Below are 18494 nucleotides of genomic sequence, written 5' to 3'. Positions count from 1 at the left end.
AACTCAGGTGTCATGAACATTACCTGCTAAAGTGTTTATTTTCTCTAAAAATAAATCCGCTTCGATGGGTTTAGCTACATAATCATCAATAATCTGACGAGAGAGGTATTCCCAGTCTTTTGTTTCCATTTGATTGCTTAAAACTAATATTTTGACTAGAGATAAAGCGGGTATGCTTTTTAATAGTTGACTAATTTCGTAGATATCTGGTAAATCCTGGTTGAGAATAATCATAAATGGTTCTAATACTTCCATCTGTTCTATTGCTGTTGCACTATCAACTAACCAGATAATCTGATAATCAGCTGCGGTTAGCAATTCACAGATTAGTGTAGCAATTTCATCGTCTTGTTCCACTAAAACTATAGTTCTTTGTTGATTGATGAATAAACCTCCTGGATGTTGCATAGATGTTTGAGATAGAGAATTAAATTGATTGGGTAAACAAACGGTAAACAATGAACCTTGTCCTAGACTTGATTCTACTTCAATAGTACCCCCTAATAACTCTACTAGTTGTTTAGTAAAAGCTAAACCTAATCCTGTTCCACTATAACTACGTACTCTAGCACTTTCTAGCTGTTGAAAGTTTTCAAATAATTGGGGTAGGGAATTCTCTGGGATACCAATTCCGGTATCTTCTATTTGAAAAATAGCTTGATCTTCTTCTCTCCATACCCTGAGAATTACTTTTCCTTGGGGTTGGGTAAATTTAATGCCATTATCGAGTAAGTGTAATAAAATTTGTTCTACTCTTTCTGGATCTGTCCAAAAGCGATCGCTTTCTAGATGAACTTGTAAGTCTAATTCTAAGATAACGTTTTGATTTTTGGCTTTTTCGGCGAGATAATCCACTACCATACGACAAATATGACGCAAGGAAAATTGTTTGATATTCAATACCGATTTACCCGCGTTTACTTGGGAGAAGTCTAATAAATCATTAATCAGATTCAGTAGTTTTTTACCGTTTTCTTGGATAATTTCTAGATAATGTCGTTGTTTTTCTTGAGTCAAGGGGGATTTTCCCCCCGTCCAATGTAGCAATGTATTTGACAAGCCAATTACACAGGTTAGGGGAGTACGTAACTCATGACTCATATTATCGAGAAATTCACTTTTAGATTGATGGGCTATTTGGGCTGCTAATAAAGCTTCTTGTAATTCTTTTGCCCTTTGATTTACTTGAGATTCGAGACGTTTTTTTTGTTCTTGTAGTTGTTGGTAACTTTGGTCTTGATAAATGGCGATCGCCAGATGATCCGCGACATAACGCAAAAATTGAATCTCGTTTTCTTTCCAACATCTCGGAGAAAGACACTGATGTGCGATTAAAAATCCCCATAATTGGTCTTGTACTAAAATGGGTATAACTAGTTTAGCCTTGACCTGTAGTTTTTCCATCAATGTTTTTAAACAAGGAGATAGACGAGAAGTTGTCTCAACATTATCTATAGCTAAACTAAAACCATGACGATATTTATTTCTATAGTCCAACATTTCTGAGAAACAGGATTCATCTTGAAAGTATAAAATTGACTCAATCTCTTGGGAAGACTTTGCTTCATAGGTTACTGTGTCAACAGTAGTTTTCTCTCCAATCAGGGTTGAGGGTATTTCTACGTCTAACTGATACACCACTAAACGATCTAATTTTAATAACCGTTGTACTTGTTCGAGGGTTTTTTTGACGATGACTAACCAATCTTGATTTTGACTGATTTGTAAGCTAACTTGATTGAGTATTCTTTCTTGTTCGAGTTGATGATGCAAGACTTGATCAACCTGATTACTTAAAAAGCGAGGATAATCACTAGGAGTCTGATTGTCTTGATTTCCTTGGGGAGTTAAAATATCTAATAGCTGTACGATGAATTGGTTATGTAGATTGGTCTCGTAATTGAGTTGAGTGAGGTTGATTTCTTTGAGACGTTGACGCAATCCAGAATTATGTCGTAACTGCTGTTCGAGTTGGTCTAAAATAGTACCAATTGCTTTAGGTTCGAGAGTTATTGTTACTTGACAGTTGGCTAGATCATCATTTTGAGGATTACCTAGTAAAAAAGCGCTAAACTCCTGACAGACTAAGATAGATAAGCGTTCTTTTTGTCCAAAAGTTCCTTGATCTTCTGGATTGGGAGTTAAAATATCTTCTTCTGTGATTAAAACAGCATTTTGACCCTGTTGTTGAGCATTTTCTAGCATTTGATCCCAAAGATCACATAATTGCTGAAATTTTTCTCTAGGTAAAGTTCGACTTAAAATAGATGTTTGAGACATGGTAGCTACTGCTATTTATGCAGGTAAAACCCTCTTACTTATAGCATCACCCATAAATTGGCTAACTGATGTTTCTATTATTTTTTTTAAAGATATCCCCTTTACATTTCTTTACATTATGCACAGAATCGCTAGTATCCAAAGTGGTAATAATTCCTCGGGAGAGGGAGTGGTTATAGTAACACAAACTCCTGCACCTATAGTCATGCTAACGGCGGCTGATACCGATATTCAAACTCTAGCTAGTTGTTTGAGTTTACTTCCTGTTGATTTTCCTGAGTTACGAGTGGTTAATCTTTTAGGGTTGCAACAACAGATTAGCATCGATAGTTATGCAGACACAGTGTTATCCCAGGCTAAGATAATTATACTGCGTTTATTGGGGGGACGCTCTTACTGGTCTTATGGTTTAGAAGTGGTTAAGGAAATAGCTGCTAATACCCAAGCTAAATTATTGGTTTTACCAGGAGATGATCAACCAGATGGGGAGTTAATCAGTCATTCTACGGTTTCTTTAACTATAGTTAATCGCTTTTGGCGTTATCTAGTCGAAGGTGGAGTTATTAATTTTGCTAATGGTTTACAGTATCTAACTGATTATATCTTTAAGACTACCTATCATCCTCCTTCCCCTGAAGTTGTACCGAAAATAGGGGTTTATCGTAGTCTAGAGGCTAATTCTAATCATAAAGTAGCTATCTTATTTTATCGCGCTCATTATTTAGCGGGTAATCTTTTACCTATAGATAGTCTTTGTGAATCTATTATCTCTAAAGGTATCTCGGTGGTAGCTATTTTTCTCTCTTCTCTACGGGATACAGAGATACAGATTCCTTTGTTAGAGTATTTAGCAGATGTACAACTAATTTTGAATACCACTAGTTTCTCCACAGAAAAAAAATACTCTCAACGTTTAAATGTCCCGATATTCCAAGTTATTCTCAGTAGCAGTACTTATCAAGAGTGGGAAAGTGGTTTTTCTGGTTTAAATCCCCGAGATGTGGCGATCAATGTTGCTCTTCCTGAAATAGATGGTAGGATTATTACTAGGGCGATTTCTTTTAAATCAGTACAAAATTGGCAACCAGAATTAGAAACAGAAGTCGTCGTCTATCAACCTGTTCAAGATAGGGTAGATTTTATCGCTGATTTGACGAATAATTGGTTAAAATTACGGGCTAAATCCCCCCAAGAAAGAAAAATAGCCATAATTCTAGCTAATTATCCTAATCGTGATGGTAGAATCGCTAATGGTGTGGGTTTAGATACTCCTGCTTCTTGTTTGATTATTTTAGAAGCTTTACAACAACAAGGTTATTATCTTCCTTCACTTCCCTCTACCGTAGAAGAGTTGATGACTGCTTTACTCAGGGGTGTAACTAATGATCCAGAAAGTAGAGAGTTGCGCCAAGTCTATCAATTTCTCACTCAATCAGAGTATTTGGCTTATTTTACTAGGTTACCTGAACAAGTACAACAACAAATCAGCGATCGCTGGGGTGAATTAACTCAAGCAACTATTCCGATTCCAGGGAGACAATTGGGTAATATTTTTATTGGTATTCAACCTTCTCGGGGTTATGATTTAGATCCTAGTCTTAATTATCATGCACCAGATTTAGAACCAACTCACCATTATTTGGCTTATTATTTCTGGTTAAAGCAAGTTTTTGCTGCTGATGCTATTATTCATTTAGGTAAGCATGGTAATTTAGAATGGCTACCTGGTAAAAGTATCGCTTTAGGCAATAACTGTTATCCTGAAATTACTTTAGGAACTTTACCCCATTTTTATCCTTTTATCGTCAATGATCCAGGTGAAGGTTCTCAAGCTAAAAGACGTGCTCATGGTGTCATTATAGACCATCTTACCCCTCCTCTAACTCGTGCACAATTATATGGTCCTCTACAACAGTTAGAATTACTCCTCGATGAGTATGATCAAACCCAAAGTTTAAACCCTTCTAGATTACCCCTCATAGCCGAGAAAATTCGTAGTTTAGTCCAAGAATATCATCTCGATCAAGAATTAAATCTCTCTCAATCCCTTGACCAATTTTTAACCGAAGCTTCTGGTTATCTGTGTGAATTGAAAGAAGCCCAAATTAGAGATGGTTTACATATCTTTGGTCGTTGTCCTCAAGGTGAACAATTGCGGGATTTATTACAGGCAATTGCACGTTTTCCTAGTGGCAATCGTCCTGGATTAACCCAAGCTATGGTTGAAGATTTAGGCTTAGATTGTGACCCCCTTATCCCTAGTGCCGTTGTAGCCGAGTTAGAGGATCAAGCTGCCATCTGGTTAGCACAATTATTGCAACAACAACCCTTCAACCCTGTACCTGGTGCAAAAACAGCCCTAGTTTTACAATGGATTAAGTCTTCTTTACTTCCTTCTCTAACAGCAACTGAACAAGAAATAACCAATCTCTTACTAGGTTTAGAGGGTAAATTCGTTGACAGTGGCCCTTCAGGCGCACCTACCCGCGGGAGACCTGATGTACTGCCCACTGGTCGTAATTTTTATAGCGTGGATATTCGCACTATTCCTACCCAAACCGCTTGGGATGTAGGCAGAAAAGCTGCTGAGACGGTTATTGAACGTTATACTCAAGAACATGGAGAATACCCCCAACATTTAGCTATTTCTATTTGGGGTACTTCTACCATGCGTACTGGTGGAGATGATGTCGCGGAGGTCCTCGCTTTACTCGGAGTTCGCCCCATTTGGGAGGGAATTAACGGAAGAGTTGTAGATTTTGAAATCCTTACTCCGTCAGCTTTAGGACGTCCTCGCGTTGATGTTACAATCAGGGTCTCTGGCTTTTTTCGCGACTGTTTCCCCAGTTTACTAATTTTACTATATCAGGCAATTGAGGCTGTGTCAAGCTTAAATGAGGCAAAAGAAATAAATCCTTTAGCGGCTAAAGTGAAGACAGAGCAAGAGTTCTGGCAAAAAGAGGGCTTAAGTGAGTCAGAAGCTGCCAGGCGATCGCTTTATCGGATTTTTGGGTCAAAACCTGGAGCTTATGGAGCGGGTTTACAAGGGTTAATTGAGGCGCAAAATTGGGAATCTGAACAGGATTTAGCCAGAGCTTATCTGAATTGGAGTTGTTATGCCTATAGTTATAACCAGGGCATCAAGGCTACAGCTGCTCCAGAAGCGTTTACCGAGCGTTTAAAACAGCTAGATATAGTGCTCCACAATCAAGATAATCGGGAACATGATTTATTGGATTCAGACGATTATTACCAGTTCCAAGGGGGATTAACCGTAGCGGTAAAAGCAATAACTGGTAAGAATCCCGAGGTTTATTTTGGGGATAATTCTCTACCCCATCAGCCGAAGGTTAAGAAATTACAAGAAGAAATTACCAAGGTTTATCGCTCTCGTGTGGTTAATCCTAAATGGCTCAAAGGGGTGATGCGTCATGGCTATAAAGGGGCTTTTGAGATGTCAGCGACGGTAGATTACCTCTTTGCCTATGACGCTACCACTGGTTGTGTGGAAGACTATCTCTATGAAGGAGTAGCTCAAGCTTATGTCTTTGACTCACAGGTGCAAGCTTTTTTAGAAGAGCATAACCCCTGGGCTTTGAGAGATATCGCTGAAAGGCTCTTAGAAGCCCAACAAAGGGGTTTATGGACTCTGGCTGAGGATAAAACCCTTAATGGCTTACGCGCTATCCTACACCAAGCAGAGGCGATCATTGAGAATTTTCAGTGATTACCGTTGCCGTTGCTACCGTTACGAGGTTGAATAACACCATAACCACCATGATTGCGTATATAGATAACGTTGATTTCATCGGTAGCGCTATTACGGAACATATAGAAGTCGTGGTCAACTAATTGTAGTTGTTCTAAGGCTTCTTCTATAGTCATTGCTGGCATACTGAAATATTTCATTCTGACCACTTCTGAGGGTAATTCAGGAGTGCGATCGCCGATTAAATTATCTGTTACCGGATCTTCGGCGACTACATCGGTTGCTTTAACTTGAGCGTGGGTTTTCTTCTCTAGTTTTCTTTCTTTGTATTTACGCAATTGACGTGCAATTTTATCAGCCACTAGGTCTATACTAGCGTATAGATTCTCACTACCTTCTTGAGCACGAATAACTGCACCATTGGCATAAACTGTGACTTCTGCTTTATGTTTATCACTGATTCTTTCATTACGTGCTACTGATAGATGAACATCTACCTTAGTAGTAAGACTGTGAAAATGTTTAACTGCTCTTTCTAGCTTCTGTTGGACATAATCATGGATTGCTTCGGTAACGACGATATTGTTGCCCTGAATCAAAAGCTTCATAGTTTCTACTCCATTTAGATTTAACTTAAAAAAAATTGGGGTTTTTGGTTGAGAATCTCGTTGATGTGTGGTTGAGTTAGTTCTTGAACCTTTCTCCTCATTAAGTGATCTTCTTATCTTCTAGATTAGCACTATGTATAGTTGAAAACATCTGATACTTAATGTCTCTTTATAATGCTAAAAAAATGTTTACTAATTCAAGATGATTTAATCCCTTACCCAATCGCTTGGCAACGACAACAAAAACTAGTTAAAGCTAGATTAGACAACCAGGATTTAACTGATATTCTCTGGTTACTTGGACATCCTTGCGTATATACTCTAGGTACAGGTGCAAATTTAGCTTATTTAAAAGACCTCAATCAGAGTGAATACCAAGTTTATCGTATTGAAAGAGGAGGAGAAGTCACCTATCACTATCCAGGACAAATAGTGGGTTATCCTATTCTGAATTTGCACCATTATCAAACAGATTTACACTGGTACTTACGTCAACTCGAAGAAGTCATTATTCAGTTATTAAAAATCTATGACCTTCAAGCCTACCGTTTACCAGGGTTTACTGGAGTTTGGCTTGAAGGTTATAAAATAGCAGCTATTGGTATTAAAGTTAAACGTTGGATTACTATGCACGGTTTTGCTGTCAACGTTTATCCGGATTTAGCAGGTTTTGGGCGTATTATTCCCTGTGGAATCAGCGATAAACCCGTAGGATGTTTGACTCAGTTTTTACCCGAATTAACTCTAACTCAAGTCAGGGATGATTTACCTCAAGTCTTTGCTGAAGTTTTCCAGGTATGTTTAGACAAAAGCTGCACCTACCCAGAATAAAGCATCTACCAGAATTGTACATAAAACCGCTCCTGCAAAAGCCCACCAGTGTAATTGGTTTTTTTGCATAGCCCATAGACTTACTCCTAAAAGGAAATTGGCTAAAACTACCGCCCAACTAATACCCCAAGGAGTGGCTACCTGCGCGATCGCCTGTTGTAAAATAGGACTAACTAAAGCAGTATCTGTAACCATAATTTGACGCCAATAGGGGATTAAATCATTGATATAGAAGTATAAATCGGTGATAGCTGTACCTAAGAGTGAACCTAAGTAGAAATAATTACCAATTTTGCCTATTCCTCGCCCTAAACACCACAAAGCTAAGGGTAACATCAATGATTCTATAGGAATATGAACTAAGGGTTCATAGCGTAACCATCCCCAATAAATTGAACCTGTTAACCAACTCCAACTGAAGCCAAATAACAAGTCTCCCCAGATTTTATTCTGTTGATTGCTATAGAGATAATGGGCTAACCATAGCCAACCCAAGGTTAATAACAGGGTAAATTCGGGATAATAGCGTACTAAGGGTGCTTGGACAAAAACGGGTACTGAGACTAAAAAGCCTGCACCCCAAAACATTGACCAGGTTGAGCACCATCTTAATAGTAGCTTGACAGGGTTATTAATTAAGGTCTGATTAATCAAGGTTATTTTTAATATTCTTAACTTAACTTTACTTAGTTTAATATAAGTCGCGAGCAAAAATCCCCCCTGGGGGTATTTTATTTGCTCAGATTTTCCCTCCTTACCAAAAAGGCACTCTTGCAAGAGGCAACAGGCACTCCTGCCCTAATCGCTGAAAAGCTTACTAGAGATATTTTTGACGATTTATGGAGCTAAGCGGATTCGAACCGCTGACCCCCTCAATGCCATTGAGGTGCTCTACCAACTGAGCTATAACCCCTTTTGTGAAGTAATCTTAGCTGTCGGTGAAAGCCCAAGCTAAAAGCTTCTAACTTCATTGGGTTGTGCGTATTATCTTGAGATAACATTCCCATTGTTTAAGATTGTAAGGCAAACTTTTGTAATTTGTCAAGCTCGACAATCGGAGGAAAGAAGTTCGATCAGTTAATTAACTCCTCGAACTCACCTTAAATATTAAGCTTCAACCCAAACGGACACAGAGCCACCCTTACAAGCAAATTCACCCCAGCCCTGATCATTAGTATAGATAGGTTCGGTGATATGTTCGGTCAGGTCAATAAATTTAGTATTGGGTTTACCCACCTCCATCCATTTAGTGCCACCTGGTCCATCACTTAGTAATACTGCCATAGCCTTGGGATGTTCTTCATCTCCTAAACGAGTCCAACCAACACGATTCCAATGATCAAAGTAGTCGTATTGAGGTCCATAGCCGTAATTATGGCGTGCATAGAGGAATTTATCGATAATCTCACGATGGGAGGGTAAATGAATATGGTATTTATTCCCGTCTTTACCGTAGTCTTCGTAGTCAGCACCGTAGTAATCGGGATAGAAGATACAGGGGTAACCTTCGGCTCTGAGCAGAATAATGGCGTAAGCTAGGGGTTTAAACCAAGGATCAACTACCGATTCTAAAGCTTGTAAGGGTTGAGAGTCATGATTTTCGACAAAGGTTACGGCGTGATATGGTCTCTGCTCCATTAATGTACCTTTGAGTATATTTCTCATGTCAAAGTTACCACCTGCTTTACTAGCGTAGTGAAAGTTATAGTGGAGGGTGACGTCAAACAAAGACATTCTGTCTCCCATGGAGTCTAGATACCAGTGGAGACTCTCTAAATCTGGTGACCAATATTCCCCGACTACAAATAAGTCTCTACCCGCGTGTTTTTCCATCTCGTCTAACCATTGGGGGAAAAACCAAGCAGAAATATGCTTAAGTGCGTCTAAACGGAAACCATCTGCTCCTGTGGTATCAAGATACCATTTACCCCAGTGGGTTAATTCTCCTCTTACCCACTCATTCTCAAAGTCTAAATCTGCTCCCATTAAGTAGGCGAAGTTACCATTTTCTAGGGCAATATAATCGTCAAATTGTTTACCTTCAAAAAGATAAACCACATTTTGTCTTGAGGGATGATAATCATTATAATCTACCCCGTCAAAATGCCACCAATGCCATTCAAAATTAGAATATTTACCTTGACGTCCAGGAAAATAAAAATGAGTATATACCTTGACGTCTTCTAAATCTCCTATAGGATTGAGGCGATCGTCCTGGGGATAGGGTGTAGCTTTGGCTTCTTCTGTAGCGTCTCCACCCATTTTGTGATTGAGTACTGTATCAGCGTAAACTTTGATATTATGATCGTGTAGGGTTTTAATGGCGTTGAGATATTCATCTTTTGTACCATATTTGGTTCTGACTGAGCCTTTTTGGTCGAATTCTCCTAAATCGAATAAATCATATACCCCATAACCTACATCATAACCACCTCCATTGCCTTTATAGGCAGGAGGTAATCATAAAGCAGTAATCCCCACTTTAGCTAAATCCGCTGCATTTTTAGCTACTTGTTGCCATAATTGCCCATCAGCTGGATTATACCAGTGAAAATACTGCATCATGACGCCATTAACTTGAGACATACAATTATTTCCTGTTGCCTTAAAATGATATTATGATTTAGATAATAAATCCTTAAAAATGTCATCAGTATAGATACTTAATTTATGTCTGAAATAGAAAAGTTAGTCAATAAAGCATTAGCAGAGGGGAAACCTAGCGCTTGGTTTGAGTCGGTTTATCAACAAGCTAATCAAGATCCCCGACAAATTCCCTGGGCAAATTTGACCCCCCATCCCCTATTAGTAGATTGGTTGAATGAAGCTAAACCCGATGGTAGGGGTAAACAAGCTTTAGTGATTGGTTGTGGGTTAGGTGATGATTGTGAAGTGTTATCTCAAGTTGGTTTCACGGTGACAGCTTTTGATGTCTCCTCTACAGCTATAACTTGGTGTCGTCAACGTTTTCCTGCTTCTGAGGTTAACTATCAGGTAGCTGATTTACTAGATTTACCTCTGAATTGGCGTCATCAGTTTGATTTGGTGGTAGAAGTGCGCACTATTCAATCTCTCCCCATCGAAATTAGAGACCAAGTCTTAGAGGCGATCGCCAATTTAATTAAACCAGGAGGGTTGTTGTTATTGGTAACTAATTTTAGGGCAGAAAATCAACCTAGATCTGGTCCTCCTTGGGCTATGTCTGAAAGTGAATTACAACGATTAGAAAGCCTAGGTTTAGCTAAAACCACAGAAATTAAGTTTCCTTCTCTTGTTCGTATTGTCTATCAAAAACCTAACTCAATAAAAAAACAGGATACTAGATCCTGTTGAAAATTTTCATTATTTAACTATTCTAATGACGCAAAGCTAAGTAATCGGTCTATGCTCCAGCTGCTTGTTGTAAGAGACTTAAAGGAATGAAAGCAGCTTGTGTAGCTAAGAAACCAAAACTACCACCATGTAAAACTTCACTAACAAAACCATTGCGACCTGCATAGTCGATAGATAATTCTAACGCTTCTAATACGTTGGGATAGTTACCACCAACAGGAGTGAAAACGATAGAGGTCATGGGGTTAGCAAAGCCAACAAAGTTTTCGATTAAAGCTCCACCAATAATAGCAGAAGTGTTTTCTACTTCGGTGATATAACTAACTTCGATATTTCTAATTGCAATAGTCATTGATTTAAACTCCTAAATTTGTTCAGGAAAACTAAGGTGATTTCTCACAGTTCAACTTTATATTTTTCATCTTGAGCTGTCAAGTAGTAAATCAATCTTTTTTTCGCTAAAACACTTTAATTATGTCTCTAAATTAGAGGTAATAGAAAATAAAACAATCTTGTTGAGTTAGGGTTTAGGTGTTAACTCTTGTTATTTTTCTATGTCATATTATTACTATTGGTTTAGCAAATAAGGGCTATTTTTTAGACACAATAACTAGTTTTATGTCTTTTTTTTATTTGTAGCAAAACTTAATTTTAATCTAGTTGACATTAAATTATTTTCTCTTTACAATACAGTTACATGCCTAGCAAAACAATTAAATGGTATTAATATCATGATGTTACAAAAAGCTTGTGATGAGAAGATGTCTCAGGATAATCAAGATACGGGCAAGAGAAATAGATATCCATCGATTAATGGCAAGTATTTAACGGATTTTCAACGAAATTTTCTTAAAGAAAGCCTTAAAAAAGAGCATCGTAAAGCATATCGTCAAAGAATTGAAATAATGCTTTTAGCTGATGAAGGATTTGCTCAAACAACTATATGTAAGACTTTACAATGTGCTCCCGATACCGCTCGCTATTGGATGACAATGGCAAGAATAGGTTTAGCCCATCTTTGGGGTGAAAGATTAATCGGTCGTCCCAGAAAAGTCAATGAAGCTTACTTAGCTCGTTTGACGGAATTAATAGCTAATGGTCCGAAAAACTATGGCTATTCTTTTAATCGTTGGACGGGACAATCTCTAAGTAAACATTTAGCTCAAGAATTTGCTATTGAGATCTCTCCTCGTCATCTTAATCGTTTGTTAAAAAGCCTGAATTTATCTTTAAAAGACAATCATGTCACTCCTCCCCCAAGTATTTGTACTCCTGGTGGAATAGTGATTAGAGATTTAGAAATCAATTAAGGATTGAACAACAGTTATGATGCCATCTTTACTGTCTCTCAAAGACTTGTCTGAATTATTTGGGTTTCAACTGTCACCTATAGACTATGAGCAATGTTTAACTAAGATTGAAACCCTAGAACCAACCCCTTATCAATTATGTTGGAACTCATCTAATCCTCAAACAGGACTATTCATTATAGTTGAAGGTCAAGCTAGGATTCTTTTTGATGGTGATAACCTATTATTAACCTTGAAACCTGGTTCTTGTTTTGGTGAAGCAAGTCTGTTTAGAGAAGATAATTTTCAAGACTATTCAGTCAAAGCCTCTAGTAGATTAAAGTTATATTATCTCGGAGCAGATTTACTAGAAACCTTGATAGCGAAATATCCTCAGATTAGTAAAAATCTCCATCAACAAGCAATGTTGAAAGATTTATTGATTCTTTGGTGTAGAGTAGTTCAGCTTGATCATCAACAAAAATTACAACTCAAGGAAATTGTCCCCTTATTAGAGCGACATACACTGGTTGAAGGTGATGTATCAGCACAGTTACAGAAAAAATCGGCTTTTTGGTTAATCCGTCAAGGAGAATTAGAAAATAACTCAGGAAAGAGATTAACAGGGGGAATGATTGAGATCCCTTCACCAAATACTGAACATTGGCGCGTTAAAACTTTCACTGAGTTATATACATTAAATCAAACAAATTGGCTTAAAGCCTTAACTATCATACCATCACTAGGAACAATTCCTCATCAAGTACCCAAACCTGTTACAATTCGTCAACCATCTTCCCAAGCAACAGTTAAGGATTATTTTCCTCTCTCTAAGCAAAAACTAGCTCATTGGTGGCAAAAAACCTTTAAAAAATATCCCATTTACTATCAACAGAGTATTACAGATTGTGGGGCAGCTTGTTTAGTCATGGTGAGTCGTTACTATGGTAAACAATTTAGCCTCAATCGTCTCAGGGATATGACCAACGTCGGTAGAGAAGGAGCATCTTTGGGGAGTTTAGCTAGAGCAGCAGAAGGTATTGGTTTTACAACTAAACCACGACAAGCTACCCTAGATAAATTAGCAGAACAAACACTACCTGCGATCGCCCATTGGGAGGGAAATCATTATCTAGTCGTCTATGAAATTACCCCTAAAAAAGTAATTATTGGCGATCCCGCTCAAGGACAACGAGTCCTGAGTTATAAAGAGTTTCAAGCGGGTTGGACTGGTTACGTATTATTACTTGAACCTACCCTCAAGCTAGAGAAAACAGTTAATGATAAATCATCTTTGTGGCGATTTTTTACCTTACTCAAACCCCATTGGTGGATCTTAACAGAGATATTTATTGCTTCGTTGTTTATACAGTTATTTGGCTTAATCACTCCTGTTTTTACGCAATTACTATTGGACCGAGTCGTAGTGCAGCGGAGTACTAGTACCTTAGTAGCAATAGGCTCAGGATTACTGATTTTTGGCTTATTTAAGGTAATCATGAGTGGTTTACGCCAATATCTGTTAGAACATACCGCCAATCGTTTAGACGTAGCGTTGATCGTTGGTTTTATTCGTCACACCCTTCGTCTCCCCTTATCCTTTTTTGAATCCCGTTACGTAGGAGATATCATCGCTAGGGTACAAGAAAATACTAAAATTCAACGCTTTCTCACAGGAGAAACCCTTTCAATTATCCTGGATTTACTTACCGTGTTTGTCTATATCGCGGTGATGTTTTGGTACAGTGCTAAACTCTCATTACTAGTGTTAATGACTGTTCCCCCTTTAGTCTTACTAACTTTGTTAGCTACTCCCATACTGAAAAACATATCACGTCAAATGTTTAAAGCAGGAGCAGCTGAGAGTAGTTATCTCATCCAAGTTTTGACAGGAATTCGCACCATTAAATCAATGGCTGTTGAACATACAGTGCGTTGGGAATGGGAAAAACTATTAAACAAACTGGTCAAAAAACGGTTTGACTCTCAAATCATTGGCAACAAACTGCAAATACTCAGTGGAGCTTTACAAACCTTCTCAACCACCGCTTTACTCTCCTATGGAGCTTGGTTAGTAATTCAAAATGAGATGACTATTGGACAGTTAGTGGCTTTCAATATGCTAGTAGGTAATGTGATTAGTCCTTTTCAGCGATTATCAGGATTATGGAATGAGTTCCAAGAGGTGACTATTGCGGTAGAAAGAATCAATGATATTTTTGATACTGATCCCGAACAAGATCTAGAAAATCAATCTCGTCAGAATTTACCCTCGATTCAAGGTCATATTCGCTTTGAACAGGTAACCTTTCGCTATCACCTGGAAAATAAGTTTAATGTTCTCGAAAATATTAACTTTGAGATTAAACCAGGTCAAACCGTCGCCTTGGTTGGTTACAGTGGCTCAGGAAAAAGTACGATCGCTAAGTTAATCCTAGGGCTATATTCTCCAACGAAAGGGAAAATCTTGATTGATGGTTATGATCTTCAGGAAATAGCCTTACAATCTCTACGTCAACATATAGGAGTGGTTGACCAAGATACTTTTCTCTTTGGTAGTACTATTGAAGAAAATATCGCTCTCGGACGTCCTGAAGCCACTCATGCTGAGATTATAGAAGCCGCTACTAAAGCGGGAGCACATTCTTTTATCAAAAAATTACCACAAGGTTATGACACTAATATTGGTGAAAGTGGTGGCTTATTATCAGGTGGACAACGTCAGAGAATTGCCATCGCTCGTGCTTTGTTAGGAAATCCTCCCGTACTAATTTTTGATGAAGCTACTAGTCATTTAGACGCGGAATCAGAAGCAGTCATTCAAGTCAATTTAGAGAAAATTCGCGAACATCATACCACCATTATTATTGCTCATCGTCTCTCAACTATACGCCACGCTAATCTCATTTTGGTTCTCAATGAAGGTATTTTAGCTGAACAAGGCACTCATGGGGAATTAATGAGCAAACAGGGTATTTATTTCCATCTCTATCAAAGACAACTCGCTAACGTTTAAAAGGTGATTTAATCATGACTTCTGAAATAGTTAATTCCCCAAAGAAAGCTCCAGATACTTCTTCTCTAGTATCAGAGCCTACAAGAGAGATTTGGTCTGATAGTACTCTAGAGTTTTTAGAAGGTTTACCACGTCCCTGGACAAGAGGTTTATTGTATGCTTTTATCCTCTTTACTAGTATTCTTGTCCCTTGGGCTATGCTAGCTAAAGTAGATGAAACAGGTACAGCCCAAGGCAGACTTGAACCTAAAAATAGACCGATTGAACTAGATTCTCCCATTGTCTGTACTTTAGTTTCTATTCCTAAACAAGAGGGAGAATACGTTAGTTTTAATCAAATCCTAGGTGAATGTGATAGGGATTTACTTAATAACGATTTGGCTAAAACTCAGCAAAAATTACAGAGCCAAAACGAACAATTTTTACAATTAGTCAATCTTCAGAATCAACTGCAGATTACTTATCAAACTCAAGTACAACAAAACCAAGCTCAAGAATTAGAAAAACAAACAAAACTTCAACAAGCACAAGAACAAATAGATTCTTTAATCGCTAACTTTGAATTAGCTAAACTAGAAAGAGAGAAGCAACTACAACAAGCTAGAAACGCTGTAGAAGTTAAACTCACTAACTATCAATCAGCTTTAATTAGATTAGAAACAGCTCAAGAAAAAATTCCCCGTTATCAAGAAGCTTTCGATAATGGAGTTTTACCATTTGAACATTTACAAGATACTATCCAGTCTGAAAAAGAAAGACAACAGGAAGTAGAACAAACTAAATTAGAGGTAGAACAAGCAGAAATTTACTACAAAGAACAAGAAAATAGCTATCAAATCATGGAGCAAGAAGCTACAGCCAAAATTGAAGAAGCTCGTCTGATTTTAGCCCAAGAACAACAAAGTTATCAAAGTCTTATTTATGCTAATCAATTGGCTTTAGCTAAAATTACTGAACAAATCAAAAAAACCGAAGGAGATTTAACTAGTCTTAGGGCTAATATTGACGAAACCAAAGCTAATATATTTTCTCTAGAAAAACAACTAGAACAATATATTTTTCGCTCACCTATAGAGGGAGTAATTTTTAATTTACCCGTTAAAGAACCAGGCTCTGTCATTCAAACTGGGGAATTATTTGCGAGTATTGCTCCTCAAAATAGTCCTTTGATTCTTAGGGCTGAAATACCAGCTGCTGATAGTGGCTTTATTAAGTTAGGACAAACTGTCAAATTAAAATTTGATGCTTATCCTTTTCAAGATTATGGAGTAGTAGAAGGAGAGGTTAGCTGGATTGCTCCTACTTCAAAAATTCAAGAAACAATTCAAGGTACAGTCAAGGTTTTTGAGCTAGAAATAGTTATTGATCATCCCTACATTAACCATAAAAATGGTCAAATAGTCCTCACCCCTGGTCAAACTGCGACAGCAGAAATTGTTGTGCGTCAACGTTCTGTTATGGATTTTATTCTTGAGCCTTTTCAAAAATTACAAAATACTGGTCTGGAACTCTAAAAATATGTCAATTATTCTCATCCCCAACAAGAAAATTATTAAGTATCTACAACTGTCTTTAAGCATTTCTTCTCTAATTGAAGACGTTGTTAAACAGGAAATTGTCATGACTAAAGCTCAAGAATTAGAAATTCAAGTTAGTGAACAAGAATTACAACAAGGTTGCGATCGCCTGCGAATTGCTAAAAAACTCTATAAAACCGAAGATACTTTATCTTGGCTGGAAGAAAACTATATTTCTCCTGAAGATTTTGAGGAATTAATTCGCTTTCAGATTACTGCGGAAAAACTCAGAGAACATTTATTTTCTGAGCAAGTTGAACCTTTTTTTTACCAACATCAACAGGATTTTATCGGTGCGGTTATTTATGAGGTGTTCTTAGATGATCATGATCTAGCTTTAGATTTGTATTATTCGATCACTGAGAATGAACTGACTTTTAATCAAGTAGCACATCAATATATTTCTGACCCCCAACTACGACGTCTAGGTGGTTATAAAGGTATTGTTAGTCGCGAAAACCTAAGACCAGAAGTTAGTTCAGCCATTTTTGCTGCTCAACCACCACAAGTTCTCAGACCAATTATTACTCCTACTGGAGTATTATTAATCTATGTTGAGGAAATTATTCAACCAGTGTTAAATGATTCGTTGAGAATTCAAATTCTCAATAGGTTATTTAGCAATTGGTTGCGACAGGAGATGACCATGATCGAAGTCGTCACCCCCGAACTTGATCACAACCATGATTAGTCTTTGGGGTTACCTGTAGTGTTTTTTTTTGCACAATTAACTCAACCAGTAATATTATGTCTTAGTGTTTCTTTCAGTTTTCTTTATCTAACTATTGCTTCTAGTCAAGCTGCAACTTTTGTGAACTCTAGTAGCTCACTAGAGGCTAATAGTTTTAGCCATAAACTCCAAGAATCCTCTGTTTTTAGCTCGGCTTTTGCTTTAATTTCTACCACTGAGCAAACCTTTTTTGGTGCATCAGATCCTCAATTTGTAACAGGACCAACGTTTATTCCTCATCCTGACGCGATTAATCTTCCTGTTGTTGAGCAACTTCTTCCTAATGGTGTTAGTACTTTTTTACCTTTAGACCTTGATTTTATCAATGGTGAAGTGACAGGAACAAGCCAGATTATTTTAAGTGAAAATCGACAACTATTATCGGCTAATTTAACTTCTCAATTGCAATATAAACTAGCAGAGAATCCAGTGGCTGTAAGTTCAATTGTAGGTCAATCGGGTTGGCAAATGAGCTTTTTTATCCCTCAAGAGGAAGTGTTTTTTTTTGAATTTACTAGCTTAATTAATTCACAGTTTACTAGTCAAGTTCCCTATTCCCGAGAAACCATTGTTATTTATTTTTATACCTTACCAATTGGAGCTAGTCTCGTTAACCAAATTATATCTTTTTCCTTAAATACTAAACCTATGATCAGTTCCAATCACCCCGAAATCAATGTAGGTTTATTAGCAATAACCCCAGGATCTGAGTCTTTAGAAATATTAGGAAATAGTAGTCCTTATTTTGCAATTGACGAGATATCTAGTCAACAAGTCAAAGGAGCATTAAAATATTTCCCTGAGCAACCAACTAATTTAACTATTATAGCTTATACTTCTAGTTCCCTTACTAGTTCAAATGATCATATTGTTGTTTCTGAACCATCTCCTAGTTTAGGGATAGTTTTTGCTTGCTTGATTCTAATTATAAGAAAAAGGATTAACAATAAGTAGAGTCGCTACCAAGACTCCTTTATGGAATAATATCAACGTGAGGAAAGGGTTTCGGTGGAACGGTGGAACGGTATTCCTTTCTCCCTCTCCCCACACTCCCCCTCTCCCCCTCCTCACAGGTGTAGGTTTTTGACAATGAGATTCTGGCGAAGGTGAGACAAGGAAGA

12 protein-coding genes, 1 tRNA gene and 1 pseudogene are annotated in these 18494 nt (G+C 37.6%); 8 read left to right on the top strand and 6 right to left on the bottom strand.

The annotated features are described in order from the left end of the window. Positions 1-3: 3 nt before the first annotated feature. On the bottom strand, positions 4-2280 hold the full coding sequence (locus tag EA365_13360; GenBank protein TVQ43058.1) for a hybrid sensor histidine kinase/response regulator: 2277 nt from the start codon (positions 2278-2280) through the stop codon (positions 4-6). A 118-nt stretch (positions 2281-2398) separates the two neighbouring features. Between EA365_13360 and cobN the strand changes: the two genes are divergently transcribed. Then, on the top strand, positions 2399-6007 hold the full coding sequence (gene cobN / locus EA365_13355; protein ID TVQ43098.1) for a cobaltochelatase subunit CobN: 3609 nt from the start codon (positions 2399-2401) through the stop codon (positions 6005-6007). On the opposite strand, the gene raiA is transcribed toward cobN, so the two are convergent. After that, positions 6001-6597, bottom strand: a complete 597-nt coding sequence (gene raiA / locus EA365_13350) for a ribosome-associated translation inhibitor RaiA (GenBank protein ID TVQ43057.1) — start codon at positions 6595-6597, stop codon at positions 6001-6003. The two genes, cobN and raiA, sit on opposite strands and share 7 nt — an antisense overlap. 174 nt (positions 6598-6771) lie before the next feature. On the opposite strand from raiA, the gene lipB reads away from it, so the two are divergent. After that, positions 6772-7428 carry a lipoyl(octanoyl) transferase gene (lipB, locus tag EA365_13345; protein TVQ43056.1) on the top strand — a complete coding sequence of 219 codons (657 nt, stop codon included), beginning with the start codon at positions 6772-6774 and terminating at the stop codon, positions 7426-7428. Here the strand turns inward: lipB and EA365_13340 are convergent. From EA365_13340 to EA365_13330, 3 genes and pseudogenes are all read right to left on the bottom strand, one after another. Further along, positions 7399-8082 (bottom strand): DUF3120 domain-containing protein, encoded by a 684-nt coding sequence (locus tag EA365_13340; GenBank protein ID TVQ43097.1) that lies wholly within the window; start codon positions 8080-8082, stop codon positions 7399-7401. The genes lipB and EA365_13340 overlap by 30 nt on opposite strands. A 186-nt stretch (positions 8083-8268) precedes the next feature. Beyond that, a tRNA-Ala gene (locus EA365_13335) sits at positions 8269-8341 on the bottom strand. Between the two features lie 194 nt (positions 8342-8535). Beyond that, positions 8536-10014: pseudogene (locus EA365_13330) on the bottom strand (alpha-amylase). Positions 10015-10098: 84 nt separating this feature from the next. Here EA365_13330 and EA365_13325 point away from each other — a divergent pair. Further along, the gene (locus EA365_13325) at positions 10099-10761 is read left to right on the top strand and encodes a class I SAM-dependent methyltransferase (protein TVQ43055.1); all 663 of its coding nucleotides are present in this window, start codon (positions 10099-10101) and stop codon (positions 10759-10761) included. A 49-nt stretch (positions 10762-10810) separates the two neighbouring features. Here the strand turns inward: EA365_13325 and EA365_13320 are convergent, their stop codons facing one another. After that, entirely contained in the window at positions 10811-11113 is a 303-nt protein-coding gene (locus EA365_13320) for a hypothetical protein (protein TVQ43054.1), read from the bottom strand. 409 nt (positions 11114-11522) lie between these two features. Between EA365_13320 and EA365_13315 the strand changes: the two genes are divergently transcribed. Genes EA365_13315 through EA365_13295 form a run of 5 tightly spaced genes read left to right on the top strand, consistent with a single transcriptional unit; the run spans position 11523 to position 18327 of the window. Further along, the gene (locus EA365_13315) at positions 11523-12071 is read left to right on the top strand and encodes a helix-turn-helix domain-containing protein (protein TVQ43096.1); all 549 of its coding nucleotides are present in this window, start codon (positions 11523-11525) and stop codon (positions 12069-12071) included. Positions 12072-12090: 19 nt separating this feature from the next. Beyond that, the gene (locus tag EA365_13310) at positions 12091-15066 is read left to right on the top strand and encodes an ATP-binding cassette domain-containing protein (protein TVQ43053.1); all 2976 of its coding nucleotides are present in this window, start codon (positions 12091-12093) and stop codon (positions 15064-15066) included. Between the two features lie 14 nt (positions 15067-15080). Further along, a complete protein-coding gene (locus EA365_13305; protein ID TVQ43052.1) occupies positions 15081-16580 on the top strand; it encodes an HlyD family efflux transporter periplasmic adaptor subunit in 1500 nt (499 codons plus the stop codon). 4 nt (positions 16581-16584) lie between these two features. After that, positions 16585-17334, top strand: coding sequence for a peptidylprolyl isomerase (locus tag EA365_13300; protein ID TVQ43051.1), 750 nt, complete (start codon positions 16585-16587; stop codon positions 17332-17334). A gap of 3 nt (positions 17335-17337) precedes the next feature. Next, a complete protein-coding gene (locus tag EA365_13295; protein TVQ43050.1) occupies positions 17338-18327 on the top strand; it encodes a hypothetical protein in 990 nt (329 codons plus the stop codon). Positions 18328-18494 lie beyond the last annotated feature (167 nt).

The organism is Gloeocapsa sp. DLM2.Bin57 (assembly GCA_007693955.1).
GTDB lineage: Bacteria > Cyanobacteriota > Cyanobacteriia > Cyanobacteriales > Gloeocapsaceae > Gloeocapsa.
Note: the sequence above shows the minus strand (reverse complement) of the source record. Positions and strands in the feature narration are given on the sequence as shown.